The organism is Flavobacterium nitrogenifigens (assembly GCF_003254565.1).
GTDB lineage: Bacteria > Bacteroidota > Bacteroidia > Flavobacteriales > Flavobacteriaceae > Flavobacterium > Flavobacterium nitrogenifigens.
In genome coordinates this window covers 77,131-97,269 of sequence record NZ_QJRI01000164.1, presented here as the reverse complement: position 1 = coordinate 97,269, position 20,139 = coordinate 77,131, and the positions used below count along the sequence as shown (strand labels likewise).

Annotated in this window: 15 protein-coding genes and 1 pseudogene; 7 read left to right on the top strand and 9 right to left on the bottom strand. The window is 33.8% G+C overall.

What is annotated here, in order from left to right; all coding sequences use genetic code 11:
- Nucleotides 1–160: 160 nt before the first annotated feature.
- The 3 genes from DM397_RS04910 to DM397_RS04900 form a co-directional block, all read right to left on the bottom strand.
- Nucleotides 161–1,222: a BamA/TamA family outer membrane protein gene (locus DM397_RS04910; RefSeq protein ID WP_111376468.1), complete on the bottom strand. Its 1,062-nt coding sequence runs from the start codon at nucleotides 1,220–1,222 to the stop codon at nucleotides 161–163.
- Nucleotides 1,223–1,328: 106 nt separating this feature from the next.
- Nucleotides 1,329–2,525: an FAD-dependent oxidoreductase gene (locus tag DM397_RS04905; protein ID WP_111376467.1), complete on the bottom strand. Its 1,197-nt coding sequence runs from the start codon at nucleotides 2,523–2,525 to the stop codon at nucleotides 1,329–1,331.
- Between the two features lie 30 nt (nucleotides 2,526–2,555).
- Nucleotides 2,556–3,314: a helix-turn-helix transcriptional regulator gene (locus tag DM397_RS04900; RefSeq protein ID WP_111376466.1), complete on the bottom strand. Its 759-nt coding sequence runs from the start codon at nucleotides 3,312–3,314 to the stop codon at nucleotides 2,556–2,558.
- 289 nt (nucleotides 3,315–3,603) lie between these two features.
- Here DM397_RS04900 and DM397_RS23890 point away from each other — a divergent pair, with 289 nt between their 5' ends.
- Nucleotides 3,604–4,104 carry a hypothetical protein gene (locus DM397_RS23890; RefSeq protein WP_185957076.1) on the top strand — a complete coding sequence of 167 codons (501 nt, stop codon included), beginning with the start codon at nucleotides 3,604–3,606 and terminating at the stop codon, nucleotides 4,102–4,104.
- Between the two features lie 183 nt (nucleotides 4,105–4,287).
- Here DM397_RS23890 and DM397_RS04885 read toward each other — a convergent pair.
- The 3 genes and pseudogenes from DM397_RS04885 to DM397_RS04875 all read right to left on the bottom strand — a co-directional run.
- Nucleotides 4,288–4,740 (bottom strand): annotated as a pseudogene (locus tag DM397_RS04885) (transposase); the annotation flags it as partial.
- 457 nt (nucleotides 4,741–5,197) lie between these two features.
- A complete protein-coding gene (locus DM397_RS04880) occupies nucleotides 5,198–5,575 on the bottom strand; it encodes a hypothetical protein (RefSeq protein WP_111376464.1) in 378 nt (125 codons plus the stop codon).
- Between the two features lie 267 nt (nucleotides 5,576–5,842).
- Nucleotides 5,843–6,475, bottom strand: a complete 633-nt coding sequence (locus tag DM397_RS04875; protein ID WP_111376463.1) for a nitroreductase family protein — start codon at nucleotides 6,473–6,475, stop codon at nucleotides 5,843–5,845.
- A 107-nt stretch (nucleotides 6,476–6,582) separates the two neighbouring features.
- Between DM397_RS04875 and DM397_RS04870 the strand changes: the two genes are divergently transcribed.
- A complete protein-coding gene (locus tag DM397_RS04870; RefSeq protein WP_239457798.1) occupies nucleotides 6,583–6,939 on the top strand; it encodes a winged helix-turn-helix transcriptional regulator in 357 nt (118 codons plus the stop codon).
- Here DM397_RS04870 and DM397_RS04865 read toward each other — a convergent pair.
- The 3 genes from DM397_RS04865 to DM397_RS04855 all read right to left on the bottom strand — a co-directional run bounded on the left by DM397_RS04865 (nucleotide 6,936) and on the right by DM397_RS04855 (nucleotide 8,776).
- Entirely contained in the window at nucleotides 6,936–7,415 is a 480-nt protein-coding gene (locus tag DM397_RS04865) for a MarR family winged helix-turn-helix transcriptional regulator (protein ID WP_111376462.1), read from the bottom strand. The two genes, DM397_RS04870 and DM397_RS04865, sit on opposite strands and share 4 nt — an antisense overlap.
- Before the next feature lie 2 nt (nucleotides 7,416–7,417).
- Nucleotides 7,418–7,903, bottom strand: a complete 486-nt coding sequence (locus DM397_RS04860) for a GNAT family N-acetyltransferase (protein ID WP_111376461.1) — start codon at nucleotides 7,901–7,903, stop codon at nucleotides 7,418–7,420.
- 279 nt (nucleotides 7,904–8,182) lie between these two features.
- Complete coding sequence (locus tag DM397_RS04855; RefSeq protein ID WP_111376460.1) at nucleotides 8,183–8,776, bottom strand: hypothetical protein; 594 nt, start codon at nucleotides 8,774–8,776, stop codon at nucleotides 8,183–8,185.
- Between the two features lie 243 nt (nucleotides 8,777–9,019).
- Here DM397_RS04855 and DM397_RS04850 point away from each other — a divergent pair, with 243 nt between their 5' ends.
- From DM397_RS04850 to DM397_RS04830, 5 genes are all read left to right on the top strand, one after another.
- Nucleotides 9,020–10,084: an NAD(P)H-dependent flavin oxidoreductase gene (locus DM397_RS04850; protein WP_111376459.1), complete on the top strand. Its 1,065-nt coding sequence runs from the start codon at nucleotides 9,020–9,022 to the stop codon at nucleotides 10,082–10,084.
- 220 nt (nucleotides 10,085–10,304) lie between these two features.
- A complete protein-coding gene (locus tag DM397_RS04845; protein ID WP_111376458.1) occupies nucleotides 10,305–11,930 on the top strand; it encodes a tetratricopeptide repeat protein in 1,626 nt (541 codons plus the stop codon).
- A 385-nt stretch (nucleotides 11,931–12,315) separates the two neighbouring features.
- Nucleotides 12,316–18,453: a M4 family metallopeptidase gene (locus tag DM397_RS04840; protein ID WP_111376457.1), complete on the top strand. Its 6,138-nt coding sequence runs from the start codon at nucleotides 12,316–12,318 to the stop codon at nucleotides 18,451–18,453.
- A gap of 65 nt (nucleotides 18,454–18,518) precedes the next feature.
- The gene (locus DM397_RS04835; RefSeq protein ID WP_111376456.1) at nucleotides 18,519–19,166 is read left to right on the top strand and encodes a porin family protein; all 648 of its coding nucleotides are present in this window, start codon (nucleotides 18,519–18,521) and stop codon (nucleotides 19,164–19,166) included.
- Between the two features lie 280 nt (nucleotides 19,167–19,446).
- Nucleotides 19,447–20,085 carry an NAD(P)H-binding protein gene (locus DM397_RS04830; RefSeq protein WP_111376455.1) on the top strand — a complete coding sequence of 213 codons (639 nt, stop codon included), beginning with the start codon at nucleotides 19,447–19,449 and terminating at the stop codon, nucleotides 20,083–20,085.
- Nucleotides 20,086–20,139 lie beyond the last annotated feature (54 nt).

Below are 20,139 nucleotides of genomic sequence, written 5' to 3'. Positions count from 1 at the left end.
ATTGGCTTCATTTTTTTGAAAAGATAGGAGTAAAATAAAATATTTAAGAAAGAAATTCAGTTTTTGAAGTCTTAAAAAAAGCTCTTAAACGGATGCTACGGAAATTAAAAAAAGAAAGACCATCTTTTTAGAGACAGTCCTTTTCATATGTTTTTTGAAATTAAAAAGCTTCGCCAATTCTAAAATAAACTCCCCAATCTCCTTTACCAACTGCACCGTCTAGACCAACATTGAATTTTGACTTTTTAAACGGATTGTATCGATAGCCAACGCCGCCTCCAGGGTACATTTTCCAGTCAAAGCTTGGAGTATCAGAACCATAAATGGTTGCGATACCAAAAAAGCCAACCAATCCCATTTTCTTTCCAAAGTTGTATCGGTATTCGCCTTGAATATCCATTAATCCAGCACCTCTATATTTTCCTTCAGAATAACCGCGAATATCTGTTCCACCAATAGTACTCTGTTGTTCAAATGCCACATTTCCAAGACCAAATTTCCCAAAAACACGAGCTGCAATAACATCTTTATTATCTCTAGTGGGAATATATCTATTGGCCTGAAAGGATATTCGATTAGAGGCTAATTCGTTATCTAAAAAATCAGGATAGGTAGACCAGTCCAGTTTAATTTTGTATCCTTTTGTCGGATAATAGACCGCATCTCTTGTGTCATAGAGTAAATTTACAACTAGAGCATTACTATGCGATACAGAGGAAGGAGAAATGTTATCTTCATAAACCGTATTATAATGCGCATAGGTATATGACAAACCACCATAAAATTTTCCAACAATTTTGCGTTGGCCTCCAAAACTTAATACAGTTGTTTTGGTTCCGTAATCGTAGAAATCAGGCTGATCAATATCGTCAACATAAAACTGCGAATTCTGATTTCCGGTAAGAAAGAAGAACTTCACTCGCCATTTATCTTCATTCAAATACCATCTGTTAAAGAGAGCCAAGATATAAGATTTGTTGGTTGTGTAAATTGCTGTCATGCCAGACAATGATTTAGGAGAAATAGTATCGGCATGATTTACTTTATACATTGCCATCGGAATTGCGCCAAACATAAAATCAAGGTTTCGATTATAACTCAAATACGGCATTACTCGCAGTTCAATTTTCTTTTCTTTTTTCGGAACAGAATCTGTTATTTTTTGTCCAAAAGCAGAGTATGTAAAACTTGCAAAAAAGAATAAGAATAGGAAATGCCTCATGGTATAAATTTATTTGGTGAAACTTATATTGGCGCAGAAAAATGCTTTTTGGGTATTTGTAAATTTAGATAAAAAATATAAGTAATTGGAATAAAATAAATTAAGATTAAGATGTTTGCCCAAATATTGTGAGTAATTTTTCTAAAGCGTTTTCAGAATGCAGCTGTTCTCCGTTTTTCAAAGTGTTTTCTAAGGCAATTGCCGCTCTTTGCAGCATTCGTTTTTCAAAATAAGAAATAGCCGTTTTTATATCAGAAAATTGATTGTTGGTTAAACAGTCTGCCAATTCAACAGCATCTAGTAAAGCCAGATTAGCGCCTTTTCCAGCAAAAGGTGGCATTCTATGCGCTGCGTCGCCAATCATAGTCAAATTTTCCAGTGTTTCCCAAGATTGGTTAAACGGAAAATAATATTGTGGACGCAGAATAAAATACAATTCGGTGCTTTTAAAGAACTCATCCCATTCAGAACACCAATCTTGATAAACTTCTTTAAACCATTTAAAAATTTGCTCATTATTTCTAAAATCAAGATTGTTTTCTGCAATCCAACTTTCGGGAATTTTACTGCTGAGTAAAAACATCAGCGAACCATCTCCTTTTGTGCCATACATAATCGTCTGCTCTTTCCCGAAAGCAAGAACTTTTCCACCTTTAGAAAACTCAAAAAGAGTGGGAGCGTTTTCTTTGGCATTATAAATTGTACCTTCAATCATAGTAATTCCAGAGTAAATGGGTTTTTCTGAGCTTATATAAGAGCGCACTTTTGAATTTGCGCCGTATGCAGCAATTACCAAATCTGCATAAACAGTAGTTCCGTTCTTAAAATGCACGCGCCAGCCATCATTTTCTTTTTCCATAGAAATAAACTGGCTGTCCCAAACAATGGAATCAGGAGAAAGAGAGTTTAATAAAATATTTCGAAGAACAGAACGATCTATTTCTGGACGAGGTTTTGAAATGTCTTGAAGTGAATCCAGGTTGTTTTCTGAATTTGTTTGTGAAGACTCTTTTATAATGGAATGTTCATCAAATTTCAATTCAAAATTCTGATTCACAATTCGGGCTTTGCTGGCTTTTGGTCTGACATTTTTATAAAATTCATTTAATAAGTCAGCTTGTTTCATGGCTATCAAACCAGAATCTTCATGCAAATCTAATGGGGATCCCTGCACGCGAACATCTGAGTTGAGGTCTCTTTCATAAACCTTTACAATACTATTTTGTAATTGTAAAAGACGGGCTAACATTAAACCGCCCATTCCGCCGCCAATAATGGCAACTTGCTTATTTTCTAGCAACATAGTTTTGTATTTAAAATCTATGTCACAAAATTATTGAGAGGAGAGAGCCGATAATAGTATAAATCGGTCGTTTTTGTTTTGAAAAAGTTCTTTCGGAAGTGAACCCGAAATTTTCTTAACCTCTTTAATAAAATGGGTCTGATCTGAAAAATTCTCTTCTGGAAAAAGTTTGCCTTTTGCTATATGTTCCAAAGAAGCTCGAAATCGAAGTATGGAGCAATATTCCTTTAATGAAATTCCGAAATACTGATTAAAATACCTGTTGATTTGGCGGCTGCTCCAATTTGCTTTTTCCGATAATTCTTTTACTGTCAGGTTTCCTTTCGTTTCATAGATAAGTTTGAACAGCTTTTGTTTTCTGCTGTCTACTTCCTTTAATAATAAGGAATGAATTTTGGCAGAAGCTTTTTCGCAGAACAATTCAAAATTTTCTAAGTCATTTTCATTGAAATTCCAAAAATCTAAGTTCAGTATTTTTCCTGAATTTAAAAGATCTGCAATGCTTTCATGAAAAATATATTCCGCAGCAAGAAGTTTAAAACTGATTACGAATGTCAAGCTGTTGGCCGGAATTTTTCCTTTTTCATATTGCTGAGTGCCTAAACCTAAAAGCCTAATTTGAAAAGAAGTTTCAGGAGTTTTTATGAGCGATAAATCGATTCGTCCATCTGGAAGACCGATTGTTTCTAAAGTTTGATCAGATTTGTTCTCCATACACCAAAAACTATCTACAAAATCTGTGAGATTTTTGTTGGGTTTAATGGATTGATATTTTAAATCGTGGATCATTTTATCAAATTTTAAAGTGAAATTAAACAAAATGCACTCTTATAGAAAGCTTATAAGAGACTTTGTAATTCTATAAAAAGTATGATAAAAAACTTAACATTGGGTAAGTTGTTGTTTTTTAGTATATTATATGTGGTTTTTTCTTGCAATGAAAAACTTAACATTGGCGAATAGGTTTTTCAATCTATCTTTGTTTATTATTTTTTGATGTTAATTTAATGATTTAATAACATTAAAAATTAGTTTAATTAAAAATAAATTTAATCAATTTCTTAAAATTAACAGAATAATGACAAAAGAAGTACTTGCCAATGAAATCGATCAGGAAGTAGAAGTTGTTCCAGTTATCTCAAACGAAGAAAACGAACAGCAAGAGACTACGGTTTCAGAAACAGAATCGACTGTTGAAATATCAAAACCAAAACCTAAAAGGGCTCCAAAAAAAACAGCTGAAAAAGAAACGGCAACTGAAGAAATAACAATAGAAACTGAAGTTGAAGGAACGGTGTCTGAGGCAGAATCAGAAGAAAACGGAGACCAGCCAAAATCTAAAAAAAATAAAAAGATGAAAGACAAAGAAAAAGAGAAAAAAGAGAAAAAGAAAAAAGTAGCTGCTAAGAAAAAAGAAAAGGCAAAAGACAAGAAGAAAGAGAAGGCTAAAAAAGCAAAATTAAAAGCGAAAGCTAAAAAGAAAGCGAAAGCGAAAAAAGCTAAAGAAAAAGCCAAAGCTAAAAAGATCGCTAAAAACAAAGCAAAAAGATCTAAAGCAAAGAAGAACAAGAAAAAATAATACTAATTGTGAATTGTGAATTGTTAATTGTGAATTTTCCAAAGCAATCACAAAATAGAATTATAAAGCCACAGATTACAAGATTAACACAGATTTTAAAAAATCATTTTAATCCTATAATCTGTGGCATTTTATTAAAATCTTGTATTTCACAACTCACAATTCACAATTCACAATTCATCATTCTTTAGCCTTTTTCTTTATCGCTAGTTTATCAATTTTTTGAAGAAATTCTGGGTCAAATTCAGAATAGGCTCTTAATCTATATTTTTCGTCTCGGATTTTCATGACCAAGCGAATTTTCTGAACCATAAGCCAGATGGGTTCGTATCTTTTATGTCCTAATAAATATTGAATTTTCAGAATAGATAATTTTCTATGCGAAAGCGTCATCAATTCAATGCAGATCATCCAGTATCGAATAGGAAGATTGGAGTTTTCCATTACTGTTCCTGAGCGAAGACTTATGCGGTTGCCACATTTGCGACACTGAAATTTTAAATCATTCTGACGGAAAGAATGCACATTATGTCCGCATTTCCTGCACAAAATTCCGTTTTCTAAACGCTTGTTTTTGAGCTCTTCAATGCAAGTTGCTTCATCAGAATATTTTTCAAAATAGGCGCGTAACTCCATTAATACAAATTCATATTTACGTTTCGAAATATAGAATATTTTAAAAGAAACGAATAACAATTTGTATAAAAAATAAAAAAGGTTTTTCGTGATTTTTTAAATAGGAATTGTTTGTGTCAATATATTTCGCCCCCGCTGGGGCTCCTTATATGTCTGTGGTCGTTTTTCTACAAATATTTCGCCTCTCTGAGGCTCTTCCGAAATTATCGATTTTTTTTGACAACATGAAGCTCCGTTGGAGCTCTTATGCAACGATAATATTTTTTTCAAAAAAACATTTCATTTCTCCAAGATTTTTAGCCATGAGCAGAGCTCCAGCGGAGCTCAATATTTATAGAAAGAAATAACATAAAGGATGTAAAGCTCCAGTGGAGCGACATAGTTAAAGGTATGGCTGAAAAAATAAAAAGGAATATTCGTTCATGAATATTCCTTTTTACGAAGGGTAAAAATTGTGTTATAATTTAGCTACGATTTCTTTTTTGTACTTATTAAGGATAGATTTTGTCATGCCTAAATTAGCTTTTGTAGAATCTACAGCCAGGTAAATAAAATACTCCTGATTGTCAGATACATCGATGATGTGCATTTGAGAACTTAACGTAATCATAATGTTATCAATTACCTGTTCTTTTAAACCTAAAGCTTTAATAGCATTCATTTTTGCTTTTACCACTTCCAGATTATAAGCCGACGCTAATTCAGGGTCAAAATCTGCCACTACAGATTGAGAATAGTATGACATGCCGCTTGCAATTTCAGCTACAGAAACTGCGATGAAACCTGGGACGTTCTTTTTTAGGTCTTCCCCAAATTGAGTTAAAAAATCAGACATAATGTTAGAATTTTAGTTGTTGTAAATAAGATTGAATTGTTTTGGATAAAAGCAAAATTAGGGATACAATATTATTTAATTATCCGTAATGCGTACCTTTTTTATACAATAATTAAAAAATAACATAGGTCTGATAAAATCAATTTTTTGTTCTTTCAGCTGAATTTTGTTTTGGTTTGAAAATGAAATGATTAAACTGAAAAATGCTTCTGAAAAGCGTTTGCGCGCCTCTCAAAAGCATTTTTTATTTAAGCAAAAATTAATTTTTTACTTGATTTCTGTTATAAATTCTTCTTGAGCAGTTCTCACTTTTTTCAAGTTTACCAACCAGTCGTTAGCATCATCTCTATAACCAAGAGGTAGAACTAAAACACTATTTAGGCCAAGTTCGTTTAAACCTAAAAGTTTATCTACTTCAGCAGGAATAAAACCTTCCATTGGAGTTGCGTCTACTTGCTGTTCAGCCGCAGCCGCGATTGCGATACCAAACGAAATATAAGCTTGTTTTGCAGCATGATGAGCGTGCCATTCTTGACCAAGAGGCTCGTACATTCCCCAAAGTCTTTGTTTGTACTCGTCCATTGCATCAGCAGGAATTCCTCTTTCTGCAATAGTTTTGTCAAATACAGCAGAAATTTTCTCTAAGCTGTAACCGTCCCAAGCAGCCCAAACCAAAACGTGAGAAGCATCTGTAACCTGACTTTGATCAAAACTTACTGCTCTTAGTTTTTCTTTAAGTTCTTGGTTTGTAATAACAAAGATTTTATAAGGTTGCAAACCAGAAGAAGAAGGAGCTAGTTTTGCAGCTTCAAGAATATAATCTACTTTTTCTTGCGGAACAGCTTGTCCGTTCATTTTTTTTGTAGCGTAACGCCACTTTAATGCATCTATTAAGGCCATCTTTTTTAATTGATTAAAATTGTATTCAAATGTAAAAACTTTAAGTGTATTTTTGTCATCTGATTACCAAAAGTAACTGTAACATTGAGGTAACTTACTAACAACGCATGATAAAAGAACCCATACACGATAAAAAATCGTGCAATCAGCATATTATGGCAGTGCATGACGCCATGTATATTTTAAACGGAAGATGGAAAATTTCTATTATAGCATCATTATGCTTCAATACATTGAGATTTACTGACTTATTGCGAGAAGTTGAAGGCATTTCTGGAAAAATGCTGAGCAGGGAATTAAAAAACCTTGAAGAAAATCAATTGGTAACGAGAACTGTTCTTAATACACAACCTGTTACGGTTGAGTATCAATTAACAGAATACGGACATACCTTAAAGGAAGTCATCGATTCTCTTGCAAAATGGGGGCACAACCACAGAAAAAAAATTGCAGGCAAAGATTAGCCTTTGCTTTTTATTTCAATAGCTCTTTGTAAAAAACCTTGACGAGTTAGATTCTGTTCTGCTTCTTCAATTGCTCTTAGAAGATTGTTTTGCGTATTAGTAATTTCGTTCAGTGTTATTGTCATAATGCTCCAAACAGGTTGCATTTTAGAAACCAGTTCTTTCCCTTTTGCTGTTAAGATGATGAGTCTCTTACGTTCATCTTGTTTGTCTTTTTTAGAACTGATAATTTTTTCTTTCTCCAATTCTTTCAATAAACTGATGGTCGACGGATGACTATAGCCAATTTCATTTGCAATTTCAACGACACTCAACATTTCTTTTACATGAAGAGTGTAAATCACAGGAAACCATTTTGGTTCAAAATCAATATTAAAATAACTGTAAATCTGTGCTCCGTCCTTGCGTAATTGCTCACTCAGACGCTGCAAACGGGTTGATATGGCTAAGATGCCAATTTCGTCAATTATATTCATTTCTATGGATTTAAGTTTAAGTGACAAAAAACATTGTCAGGTTTCATTAACGGAAAATCAACAGGAAGCGCTTCTTTTGGTATAGTTATAAAACTATTCTTTTCATAAAAACGCAAGGCAGCCTGTAATAAAGTAACCGTTCCTAAATATAAGTCTTTAATTCCGTTTTCTTTGCTGTATTCAATTAATTGCTCCAATAATTGCTGGGCAATTTGAAATTCTTTCCCTCTGAATTCTTTCTTGACGAACATTTTTCTGATAGCGGCAGCTTCTGAATTAAATTTTACCAAAGCTATTGTACCAATCAATTTTCCATCAATAAAAGCACCCAGAAAAATCCCGCCTGGCTTAAAGTAAAAGTTTGCAATATCCTGTAAATCGGGCTGATCTTCTAAAGTAATAGGAACATTAAATTCTTTTTGCTGAATGTTTAATATGAGATCAACGATTTCATTTTCGTACTCATTTTGTATAGGTTTAATCTGCATGGCATTTCAAAATTAAAGATGAGTACAAAACTACGTAGTTAACTACATGTATACAAACAAAAAACTGCCGAAGTCAGCAGTTTTAAGTGTTTTTTATGATTTCTATATAAAAAACTATAGTCTTTTAAACACATAGAAACATAAGTTTGTTTTACTTTTTAAAAGAGATTTAAAATAAATGACAAATCATTTACACATAGACTATGCTTATTAATGAAAGTGAAACGCCTTTTTTTAGCGAAACAATAATCTATGTTTCTATGTGTTAAGATTAAGGCTTTATTCTTTAACCAATACAATAACGGCTTTATAGCCCGTACCAACATTCCATTCGCTTGACGAAATAACCTGGCCTTTATCGTCATAAACCTTAAATTCGGCTGTGTTTGGAGAAGCAAAACCTTCGTTTAAAGCTTCAATATCAATTTTATTGATTCCTTTTTCCAAGTTTATTTTGACGCTTTTAAAATCGCCGTTCAAAAAAACTTCAGGCTCAATAACTTTATCATTCAAATATACTTTTACTTTATCGCCGTCTACAAAAGCTGCATCGCGGTACATTATAGTAGAAGTAACAGCAGTAGTGTTGAAATTGCCCAAAAATTGATTTCTTCTATAAAATATTCCCTCAACATTAGCTTGTGGCTTATAAAGATTAGTGTTTTTAAATAATTCGTCTGGATTAACCTGCAATGGCGCTGGTTTCTCAATAGGTGCTGGCGGGTTTTCTTTAGGAGCAGCTTCTGCTGGTGGAATAACTTCTTTTACAGGAGATTTTTTTGCGGGAATCGATTTGAATTTATTGTCCAATTCCTGAGCAAAACTGTGTAGTGAAAAAGAAGCAAAGGCAATTATCAAAAATATTTTTTTCATGTTTTTATACTATTAATCTGTGTGGTATTGATTTAAAAAATTAGATGCATCATAATCTTTTATATATAAACATTTTATAAAACCAAATATTGCATCGTCAAGTTTTTTTTGTCGAAAAATTAACTTCTTTATAAGTGAAATTCGCGTGTTTTTCTGCTGAAACTGACTTATCTTTATGTTCTGTTGAAATTTTGAAGATCTTATGTTTTAAAATGGTTTTTCTTCAAATAAAAATGAAATAGTATGGAATGGAAAAATGTTCTTACCGATTTATTTAAAACGGATTATCCGATTATACAAGCGCCAATGCTAGGTGTTACAACTCCAGAAATGGTCGCTGCTGCAAGCAATGCTGGAGCCTTAGGATCGTTGGCATTAGGAGATCTTCCTGCTGAAAAATGTATCGAATTAATTAGGGCAACAAGAAGATTGACTGATAAACCTTTCGCAGTAAATATTTTTGTACATAAAATAGATCCGATTACGCCAAATTTGGAAGCTGATTACGTTAAAACGAAAAAGCATTTGCAGAAACTTACCGAGAAACTGGGCATTGAAACCGATTTTCCTGATATAAAGGAAATCAAACTTACAGATTATCACGATCAGATTGAAGCTGTTTTATTGGAAAACTGCAAAATTGTGAGTTTCACTTTTGGAAATTTAGATCAAGAAAGTATTGCAACATTCAAAGAAAACAAAGTGATTCTGATTGGAACCTGCACTTCTGTGCAAGAAGCTATCGTATTGGAAAATAGCGGTATAGATATTATTTGCGTCCAAGGTATTGAAGCTGGAGGACATAGAGGAAGTTTTTTGGAAGAAACAATTCCGCAGATTGGTGGACTATCACTGCTTTCTCAAGTGACGGAAGCTGTAAATATTCCTGTAATTTATGGAGGTGGAATTTATAATGCTAAAACCTTACTAGCCTCAAAAACTTTGGGCGCAGATGGTTTTCAGATTGGAAGTTTGTTTTTAGGAAGTGCTGAAAGTGCTTTACAGGATTTTGAAAAGCACCGTCTTAGAAATATAAAAGAAAATGAAATTGTTTTAACTAGAAGTTTTACAGGAAGATATGCGCGTGGAATTAGAAATACTTTTATAAAAGAAATTGAAAATTCTGAATTTGTACTGCCGTATCCGTATCAAAATAAACTGACTGCTGAGTTGAGAAAAACAGCAAAACTAGAGCAAAACGCAGATTTTGTAAGCATTTGGATGGGACAATCTATTACTAGTTTTAGTGACGTTTCGACTGAAATTATCATCAGGAATTTAGTAGAAGAAACTGAAAACTTTGGCTGATACTGAAGAGATAGTTTTATAAAAAGATTGTTTGTTAATTTCGACAAAGAAAGTCGAGTGGTGGCTATAGTTAACGTAAATCCTAGCAGGTTGTTCTGATAAATTGTAAATCATGATTAACTTTTTGGTTTTTGTGTTAGAATGTTTATTTCTCCTATTTGTTATTAAGTACTGCTAATTTTGTATAATTTTGGACTCATATTTATGATTTTTATACGTGATGGGTCGAATACTTTGCATATTTTTTATTTTTACAACTTTTTATATTTATCCGCACTCTTCAACAAAAGAATGGATCGATAGCCTAAATACTATAGATAATCATGAAAAAAAGGTCGATTTAGCACTCAAGATAGCTTCTAAACTTCAGGATTCTGATTGGGAAAGAGCTGTAAAATATATCGAACTTGCAGAAGCCGAGGCCAAAAAAACAGAGAAAACCGATTTAGCATTGGCTAAAGTTTATGCGGAAGCGGCTCAAATCTATGATGCAAAAGATGTTATAGACATTACTTTGCAATATTACCTGAAAGCCTATGAAATTTACAAAAGCAATAATAGTATAGATGAAATTGCTCGAGTAGAAAATAATCTTGCCATTGTTTACGCCAAGAGCAATAACGAAGAAAAAGCGCTTAAGTATTTTCTGAAGGTATATCGTTATCAAAAATCTAAGAATGAGTCTGATAAATTGGTAAAGATATTAAATAACATAGGTACGACTTACCTCAGTAAAAGTTTAGATTCTTCGCTCTATTATTACCATAAAGCAGATGCGATAGCAAAAACATTAAAAGACAACAGGCTGAAGGTTTATGTCTATACCAATTTAGCACGTGCCTACGGATTAAAGAAAGACAAGAAAAATGCTAGTTTTTATTTTGAAAAAGCATTTTCGTTAACAGATTCTTCCATCGATAACTCATTAAAAGCTTTTACTTATGAGTCGCTTTCTTCTTATAATCTGGAGGAAAAAAAGCTAGATGAAGCAATTTTATATGCAAAGAAAGCTCTAGAATTGGACAAAGACAAAGCCTTTGGTTTTGCAAGTATGCGACTCAATAAAATGCTTTATGAAGCTTATTTAAGGAAACAGGATTATAAAAATGCGGTGTACTATTTTCAGCAATATAATAAAATAAGTGACAGCATTAATATTGAACAAAAGGCTGTAAATCTGGAAAGAATCAGGCTGGAACAAGATTATAAAGTGCGCAGTCAGATTCAAACTTTGGTTGAGGAAAAAACCAGGTTTAAATACTATGTTGTTGGACTAATATTGGTTATCGGTATTTTGACTTTGATTCTTTTGCTGATTCGTTATCGAAACCGAAATATTAAAAACCAGCTGGAGAAAGAAAAGCTAAAAGCAAAAGAACAGGAATTGAAACAAAGCCTTGAGGCGAAGAATATGGTTTTGGTGGGCAAAGCCATGTCAGAAATACATAGAACAGACAATATCAATGAAATCCTGACAGATCTTAAAAAAATCAAACTAAAAACACCAAATAAAGAATTGCAGCAGGCGATAGACATTGTGCTAAAGCGTCTGGAAAAAGATTTGAATACCGATATCTGGAAAGAATTTGAAATTAGTTTTGAACAGGTGCATAAATCATTCTTCGATAAACTGACCGTCGATTACCCTTCACTTACTCCAAAAGAACGCCGACTTTGTGCGCTGCTGTATTTAGATTTAACTACAAAAGAAATCTCTCAAATTACGGGACAATCATTCAAATCGATAGAAAATGCCAGAACCAGATTGCGTAAAAAGTTCGATTTAACCAACGAAAAAGTGAATCTTTCTACTTATCTGAACTCTTTTAAATCAGAAAACATATAAATTAAATTTTAGTATAATGTTTTGATTTTGTTGAGTTTAGAATAAAAAGAGTGTTTTTTGGGTAACCCTTTTTTACCTAAGAGTGTTTTTGCATTAGTCCTTTTTTTTCTAGCCCCTAGGCGTGCATCTATTTTTGTCAAACGATTATAATAAATACGTTTGATGAATACCACCAAAAAAGAAGAACCAAATAAAAGTTTAGAAGAGCTTTTAGAAGAAACAAAAACAAAGAAGAGTGCGCTCTTAAAAATTTTACAAAAAATAACGAAAGCAAGTTCTAAGAATCAACCGCCGAATTGATTCTTAGAACTTGCTTTTGTGGTTTTCTGCGAACCATTATACGCTATTAACTCGCAGCCTTAATATTAATTTTAAATTTAAAAAAATGAACCAGATTTACTCTAAACCCAGGTATTTGTTTCTTTTGTTAGGTTTCTTGGTCTGTTCCGTCGGAATGGCTCAGTCTCCTTTGCCAAAAAACAAAACATCTAATGCGCAGACGGCTGTACAATCGCCAGCTGCTAATCAGAAAATGAATCAAGTTTATCAGAAAAACAACGATTCAAATGTTAATCAAGAGGATGATGCCAATATTCTTTTGACGCAAAAAAGCATAAATGGAAAACCGCTTTCGCAGGAAGAAAGTGATGATGTAAATAAGAGATTAAAAGCAAGTCAGAAGCTTTTTAATAAAAGCGAAAGCGCTTCAACAGCTAAAAATGTTAAAAGTACAGACAGTACAAAAGTGAGATCTTTTGCAAAATCTTCTAATTTAACTATCCGTAATGTATTTGAAGTTAAAAAAGCAGATTTCGAACTTTCTAATGCAGACAAAATGCAACTGAGATCGGTTTCAGACAAACACGGCAGAAGTTTGGCAACCTATCAGCAAATGCATAATGCTGTTCCTGTTGAAGGCGCAATTTATAAAGTGAGAGATAACAAGAGCAAAATTGAAGCATTTGGGCATATCAGTAAAAAATTGCCTGCAAACAGTAATTATAAAGTAAATGCGTCGGCCGCTTTACAAAACGCATTAAATACTGTAAATGCTAAAGAATATGTTTGGCAGAGCAAAAAACTATCGTCTTTAGTCCATAAAAAAATCAGTACAAAACCACAAGGAGAATTGGTTTATGTGGGACCTAATTTTTCTTCAGAATTGACAGAATATCATTTGGCATGGAAATTCGACGTTTTTGCTACAAATCCGCAATCAAGCCAGACGATTTACGTTGATGCTAATACCGGAAAAGTCATTTTAAAAATTGATTTAAGCAGAGATCTTCGTTCGTCTTCTTTGCCTATTGCTGACGGAAGAAGTGCAATTGGTAAAGGAAAAGCAAGATTTGCTGGAGATGTAACTTTTGGAACGACTCAATATGCAGATGGTTACAGATTGGAGGATTTAGTAGGAAAGTATAAAGTACAGATGTATACTTTAAACATGAATCATGCGGAACACGCATCTGATGAAGTCTTAACCGAATTTATCGATGAAGATAACAATTGGAATGATTTGTACAATAAGGATCATGACGAAGCTGCAATTGATATTCATTGGGGAATTCAAAAGACTTTGAACTATTACGAAGAAAAATTTGACCGTAATAGTGTTGACGATAAAGGAATGACCATTTTTGCATTGGCTCATTTAGGAACCAATGTTCAAAATGCCTCTTGGACAGGAGGATGGGCACAGTTTGGAGACGGAGACAAACAGCCTTTTGTGAGTTTAGGAATTACTGGACATGAAATGACTCATGCAGTAACACAATTCTCTGCAGGATTGATTTATCAGGGAGAATCTGGAGCAATGAACGAATCTTTTAGTGATATTTTCGGGATTTCTATAGAGCTTTATGCTGCAAAAGACAGTACAAAAGACATTTGGTTGCTGGGTGATGAGTTATACTCTCACGGAAGTTTGAGAAGCATGGCAAACCCAAAAGCGGCTGGTCAACCAGATACTTACGGAGGTGAATTTTGGACAAACCCAGCAAATACAAGTTATGATAATGGCGGTGTGCACCAGAACAGCGGAATTACCAATTACTGGTATTATCTGTTAGTAGAAGGAGGAGAAGGCGTAAATGACCTTAATAATAGTTATAGCGTTAAACCTATCGGATTGGCTAAGGCTGAGAAAATTGCTTATTTAGCGCTTACCGAGTATTTGTCTCCTTCTTCAAATTTCAGCGACATGCGTCAGGCAACTTTGATGGCTGTAGAAGATTTATATGGTTTAGGTTCTGAAGAGTTTAAACAAGTTACTAATGCTTGGTATGCCATCGGTGTAGGTACAGCTTATGCAGATAGACAAATAACTATTGTTTCGGTAGAAAATCCTTCAACGTCTTGCGGACCATTAAAAGGAGATGAGCCTTTTTATATTACACTAAGAAATACAGGAACTACGATCATTAAAGCTGATGAAGGGCTAAACTTCAAATTAAGAGCCATGGCAAGTGCACTTGGCAGACTTATTACTTTTTATACCAATGATGGAGAAGTTCCTTTTACAAAAGATTTAGGAATTGGAGAAGAAACAACTGTTGCAATTAAAAGTAAAATACCATATCAAGTAAATGCGACGAGCTATGTAGAAGTTAAAGTAGATCTTGACCCTATCGTAGATTTTGGCGTTAAAGAAGGATATTCTTTTGTTACAGGTATATTCGTTGGCACTGCACAAAAAGATTTTGATATTAAAGCTACGGCTTTAGATCTTCCTATGTATACAGGAGATTTGCTTACAACAAGTTATACTCCGGCTATTACGATCTTTAATTTAGGCTGTCAGGATATTCCAGCAGGAACTGTTTTAAAAGTTGGATATGCCGATACAAAAGCTGGAAGCACAACGGTTTGGAAAGATGTGACATTGCAGACTGCTTTCAAAGCAAATTCAGAAATGAAAATAACTTTTGATACTGCTGTCGATTTATCAGCTGCAGGTTTACATACTTATGAAGCTTATGTAACCTATGACAAAGATCCAATTACAACAAATAATAGTATTATAAATGCGGCTTACAGTGATGTAATAACACAATTTCCTTATACTGAAGGATTCGAGAGAACGCCTGGTGGATGGAACACAAAAGCGTTAAGCGGAGATCAGAAGTTTGTATTTCAAAATTATCTAGCATCGTTTAGAACCGTTAAATCACAATATATGTGGGGAATGGTTGACTTTAAAGGAACTGACAGAATGGGACTTAATTCTGATTTCGTTTTAGAATCGCCAATCTTTGATTTTACCAATGTGGTTTCTCCTTATGTGGAGTTCGATTTGTATTATTTACTGCATAGAACATACGATGGTTTAATTGTTGAATATTCGGAAGATAAAGGTAAAAGCTGGAAAAAAATAAATACAGTTAATTATCCAGAAATAGAACATAATAATGATTTATTTGATGGTGCCTGGTTTACGGGAGTAAATAATAGTCTGAAAAAAGATCCGTATCAAATTCGTTTAAATGAATTGGCAGGAAAGAAAGCGGCTATTCGTTTCCATGTAAAATCAGATGATTATTATGACGGTTTCTTAGGCGGATTTATAGATAACATTTTGGTTAGTGAAGCGCCTTACGATTTAGAAGTGGTATCGGCAAAATTAGACGCTGGTAAATGTGACATCAATAATAATAACGCTGCCATAATTGCTAAAGTAACAAACAATTTTGTGACAGCAAGTCAGGAAGTAAATATCACAACTAAAGTTCTTGATGCGGCAAAAGTGGAGATTTTTTCAAAAACAGAAAAAACAACTTTAAACTTCGCTAGATTCAAAGACACTATAAATTACTCAATTCCTAATATTAATTTAAAGAATGTTGGAGAGCATACCATTTCGGTTTCTGTTTTTCCAGTAGATATGGCAAAAGATCTTAAACAAGGAAACAATGCCATAACGTTAACATACGATAATTGGAATAATGAAGACATGAAAGTTTCTGTGCTTCCGTACAAAATGGACTTTGAAGACGCTTCTAAATACAAAGGATGGAGAACTTCTGAGAATAAAGGTTCTGCAGGATGGAAACATGGAGTACGTGCAGATCTAGGTTCTCCAGCTTGGTTTATTGCAGATCATACCAAATTTATGGCGAGTAATGATGACAAATGCAATTGCGATGCTTCTAACGATATGCTGGTTTCTCCCGTATTTGATTTAACCAATTACAAAGAAGCACATTTATCATTTGATGGTTTTGGAGATCCTCAGCAATGGTCAGACGGTTATGTAAAAGTAAGTACCGACGGAGGAACAACTTGGAAAGAGGTATTTAAAATGCCTTATTATGGCGCTTGGTTTGGATATAATGTTGACTTAAGTGCGTATGCTGGAAATTCTTGCGTGCAGGTTGCTTTTCAACATAATGACAATGGCTTTTTCGCGAATGGTTTTGCAGTAGATAATATTGAAATCACACCAACTAAAAGCAATTTACAGTTATCGAATTTAGTTGTGGGAGAAACCGTTTACGAAGATGTGCCTACGCATGAGTTTTACATTAATGCAAGAAATGTAGCTTATAAAACATTGGAGAAAGTTACTCTTAAATATCAAATTCTTCAGAACGGAAACGCTATTGGCGAACCAGTTTCATTAGAAAGAACCAAAACAATACGACAAGGCGAAACTCTTGTTTATAAAATAGACGGTCTGCCTAAATTAGCAGCTGGAAACTATGAAATTAAAGTGCAGGCAACTGCTGATGGAGAGGCAAATACAAATGTAAAAAGCCTTACCGCATCTTTTCAAGTTGCTGAGAAAGCATTGGAGTTAAACGAAGAGAATTTCTCTAGCCTGACACAAGGTTCAATATTTGGATCAAAAGGGTTTATTTCTAATCAAAGCGATGAAAATTATCCATGGAGAGCGGTTACTACTCCAGATAATACTAATCTAACGGTTCCGTTGAAGAATAGAACAGGAGACGCTGACGGAAAACTATTATACAGCCAGTTAGAAGGCTATTATTACTATAGCGAATTAATTTCTCCACTTTATAAACTATCTGAAAGTACTACAGCTTTAGAGTTTTACTATGCTATGCAAAGCAATGTTAATGATGCTTTAATTGTAGATATTAAGCCAGTTGGCGGAGAATGGACTGAAGCTTGGAGAGCAACAAGTAAAGGAACTTACGTAGATACAGAATGGCAGAAAGCGGCATTAAATATTACGAAATATGCTGGAAAATCAGTCTTATTCCGTTTTAGACATGCAAAATCAGATGGATATTCTTATTTGGTTTTAGACGATCTTAAAGTAATGAGTGAGCCTGTTTTAGATGTTTCTGTTCAAATTTTATCTCCAAAAGATATTTGCGGCAATAGCGAAGTAAAAGTTAGACTTACAAACGAAGGACAAGTTGCTATTAAAGAAAATTCTATCCAGTTAGATTTAGAGTATATTAATACATCAGAAAAAATTTCAGAAGCCATTGCATCAGGAATTCCGGTTGGCGAAAGTATCGAGTATACTTTTATCAAACAGCCTAAATTGGATGATTCTGGAGATTCTCATGTATTTGCTGTAAATGCAAAAATGGAGAACGATGCTATTGAACAAAACAATAACATCAAGAATTATGTATACCAAGGTGTATCTTCAGATTTTAAAATATTTGATGCTTCAGTTATCCATGCTTATGCAGGTAAAAGTGTGTATCTGGATGCAGAAAGAAATCTTGTGGCTAGAGAGTTAGAAGCGACTTCATACAAATGGAGTTCAGGTGAAAGCACAAATTCTATCAATGTTGATAAAGCAGGAGATTATAGCGTAACAGCAACATTGGAAAACGGATGTACTCTTACCGAAAAAGTAACAGTAGTATTTGATACTTTCGAATCTAATCTTCCAAGCGGTGACGTTTGTGGTCCAGAAGTAGTTTTAAATCCAGGGAATTATGCTGCTTACGAATGGTTTGATGGTTCTACAGATCCAACTTTCACGACTACAGAAAGTGGTGAGTATTACGTAACAGTTTACAACGAACACGGATTAGGTAAAATTTTTACAACAACTATTAATGTTCTTGAAAATATAGTTCCGGAGATTCAGGCATTAGAAGGAAATAAAATTACAGCTTCTGCTGAAGCAGCAGGTTATCAATGGTATTTAAACGGAAGACTTTTACCAAATGCAAACGAAAAAACAGTTGCTACAATTTGGGAAGGAAGTTATAGTCTTCAGGTAACCAACGCGCATGGCTGTACAAGCATGTCTGCTCCAATTGAATCTAAAGGATTGCTTATCGGAAAATTGACAAATTCTTTCAGAGTGTTCCCAAATCCAGCGGCTGATAATGTAAACATTTTCTTGGCTGAAAAAGCAGAAGGCGAAGCTGAAATGAAAATTTATTCTATGGAAGGTAATGCGGTTTGGAGTAAAACTTACAGTGCAGTTCCATCAAGTGTAAATGTAAGTCAATTGACTACTGGAGTTTACATTTTAGATTGTACCGTACAAGGTAAAAAGTACACAGCTAAGATTATTAAAAAGTAACAAATTTACAGATAGAAACGGCAGTTCTCACGTAGAACTGCCTTTCTTAAAAACAAAAAAATACGATGAAAAAATCAAAGCTAATAATCTGCGCACTGTTAATGTGTGCAGGTGCAATGGCTCAAACCGAAAAGGTAAAAATGGGCGTAAAAGCAGGTTTAAATATTTCGAGCCTAACATTTGATGAAAACGAATTAGATTCATCTTCTAAAACAGGATTTACAGCAGGTTTAATGGCAGAAATTCCGTTGGACAAAAATTTTTCGGTACAGCCCGAGTTATTGTACAGCCAGCAGGGAATGAAATTGTCTTATTCAGATCCAGAAGTACAGAATTCACATTACAAAAGCACTATTGCCTTAAACTATTTAAACATTCCTGTAATGTTGAAATATTATGTAACGAAAGGTTTAAGCATTCAGGCGGGACCACAAGTCGGAATTTTGCTTAAAGCAAACAACAAATACCAAGACAACTTTTTAGGTTACGATAACCATGAAGAAATGGATTTAAAAGATTACTCAAATGGAGTAGATGCTTCTGTAAATTTTGGATTGGGTTATCAGTTTAAAGACAAGTTTTATGCAGATGCAAGATATAATTTGTCTTATACCAATGTGTTTAAAGACGTAACAGCAAACACCAATTATATTATTAACAGCGATATGAAGAATAAAGTTTTTCAAATAACGATCGGTTATTTTTTTAAATAGAGTTAGTAACAACTTCATAACTGTTTTAAGACCACTCTTTTTTAGGAGTGGTTTTTTGTTGTTTTCAATTCTAACTTGTAGACACCATTTTGCGGGTGAGAAGGCCGTTTAAAGATAGAATAAGTCAGTAGTCCTGACATGATCACATAGTTTAAGACTTTCGGGGTATGAAGTTGAAGACAAGATAATAACTTGCTAAAAGCGACAACCTTTTTTAACGCCCATAGGAGCAACATGTTGGTAGCAATCATTATATTTACAATACAAAATTTCTAAAATCATGAAAGCATTAGTAATTGGAGCTACAGGCGCAACAGGAAAAGAGTTGGTTAATTTGCTACTAGAAAATAATGATTATAAAGCAGTGTCAATTTTTGTGAGACGTGCAACAGGAAAAACGCACCCAAAACTCAAAGAACATGTTGTTGATTTTTCTAATATCAATTCCTTTCAAGAGATAATTACCGGAGATGTGCTTTTCTCTTGTTTAGGAACTACGCTGAAAGATGCGGGTTCAAAAGAAAAACAGTGGAAAATCGACTACGATATTCCCGCGGATTTTGCAGCTGTTGCAAAACAAAACAATGTAAAAACTGTGGTTTTGGTTTCTTCTTACGGAGCGTCGTCCAAAAGCAACGTATATTATTCTATGATGAAAGGAAAACTAGAAGACTATCTTCAAGAGCTTCATTTTCTGCAATACATCATTTTCAGACCTGGACTTTTAATTCGAGAAAATACGGATCGTTTGGGCGAAAAGATTTCGGTGAAGGTTATAAAATTCTTTAATGCAATTGGACTTTTTAAAAATCTGAAACCGATCACAACTGCATTTTTAGCCGAAAAATTAGTAAAAGCACCCAAAACGTTACCCGAAGGAACAACAATATTGGAATTAAATAGCATTCTTAAACTGTAGCGTAAATTTGCTGAAAATAACATGTAGAGAAATTGAAACAGAATAAAATAAGTA

Coding starts and splice junctions, on each gene's coding strand:
- DM397_RS04910 (WP_111376468.1), bottom strand. CDS start 1,222: ATGAGGCATTTCCTATTCTTATTCTTTTTTGCAAGTTTTACATACTCT.
- DM397_RS04905 (WP_111376467.1), bottom strand. CDS start 2,525: ATGTTGCTAGAAAATAAGCAAGTTGCCATTATTGGCGGCGGAATGGGC.
- DM397_RS04900 (WP_111376466.1), bottom strand. CDS start 3,314: ATGATCCACGATTTAAAATATCAATCCATTAAACCCAACAAAAATCTC.
- DM397_RS23890 (WP_185957076.1), top strand. CDS start 3,604: ATGACAAAAGAAGTACTTGCCAATGAAATCGATCAGGAAGTAGAAGTT.
- DM397_RS04880 (WP_111376464.1), bottom strand. CDS start 5,575: ATGTCTGATTTTTTAACTCAATTTGGGGAAGACCTAAAAAAGAACGTC.
- DM397_RS04875 (WP_111376463.1), bottom strand. CDS start 6,475: ATGGCCTTAATAGATGCATTAAAGTGGCGTTACGCTACAAAAAAAATG.
- DM397_RS04870 (WP_239457798.1), top strand. CDS start 6,583: ATGATAAAAGAACCCATACACGATAAAAAATCGTGCAATCAGCATATT.
- DM397_RS04865 (WP_111376462.1), bottom strand. CDS start 7,415: ATGAATATAATTGACGAAATTGGCATCTTAGCCATATCAACCCGTTTG.
- DM397_RS04860 (WP_111376461.1), bottom strand. CDS start 7,903: ATGCAGATTAAACCTATACAAAATGAGTACGAAAATGAAATCGTTGAT.
- DM397_RS04855 (WP_111376460.1), bottom strand. CDS start 8,776: ATGAAAAAAATATTTTTGATAATTGCCTTTGCTTCTTTTTCACTACAC.
- DM397_RS04850 (WP_111376459.1), top strand. CDS start 9,020: ATGGAATGGAAAAATGTTCTTACCGATTTATTTAAAACGGATTATCCG.
- DM397_RS04845 (WP_111376458.1), top strand. CDS start 10,305: ATGGGTCGAATACTTTGCATATTTTTTATTTTTACAACTTTTTATATT.
- DM397_RS04840 (WP_111376457.1), top strand. CDS start 12,316: ATGAACCAGATTTACTCTAAACCCAGGTATTTGTTTCTTTTGTTAGGT.
- DM397_RS04835 (WP_111376456.1), top strand. CDS start 18,519: ATGAAAAAATCAAAGCTAATAATCTGCGCACTGTTAATGTGTGCAGGT.
- DM397_RS04830 (WP_111376455.1), top strand. CDS start 19,447: ATGAAAGCATTAGTAATTGGAGCTACAGGCGCAACAGGAAAAGAGTTG.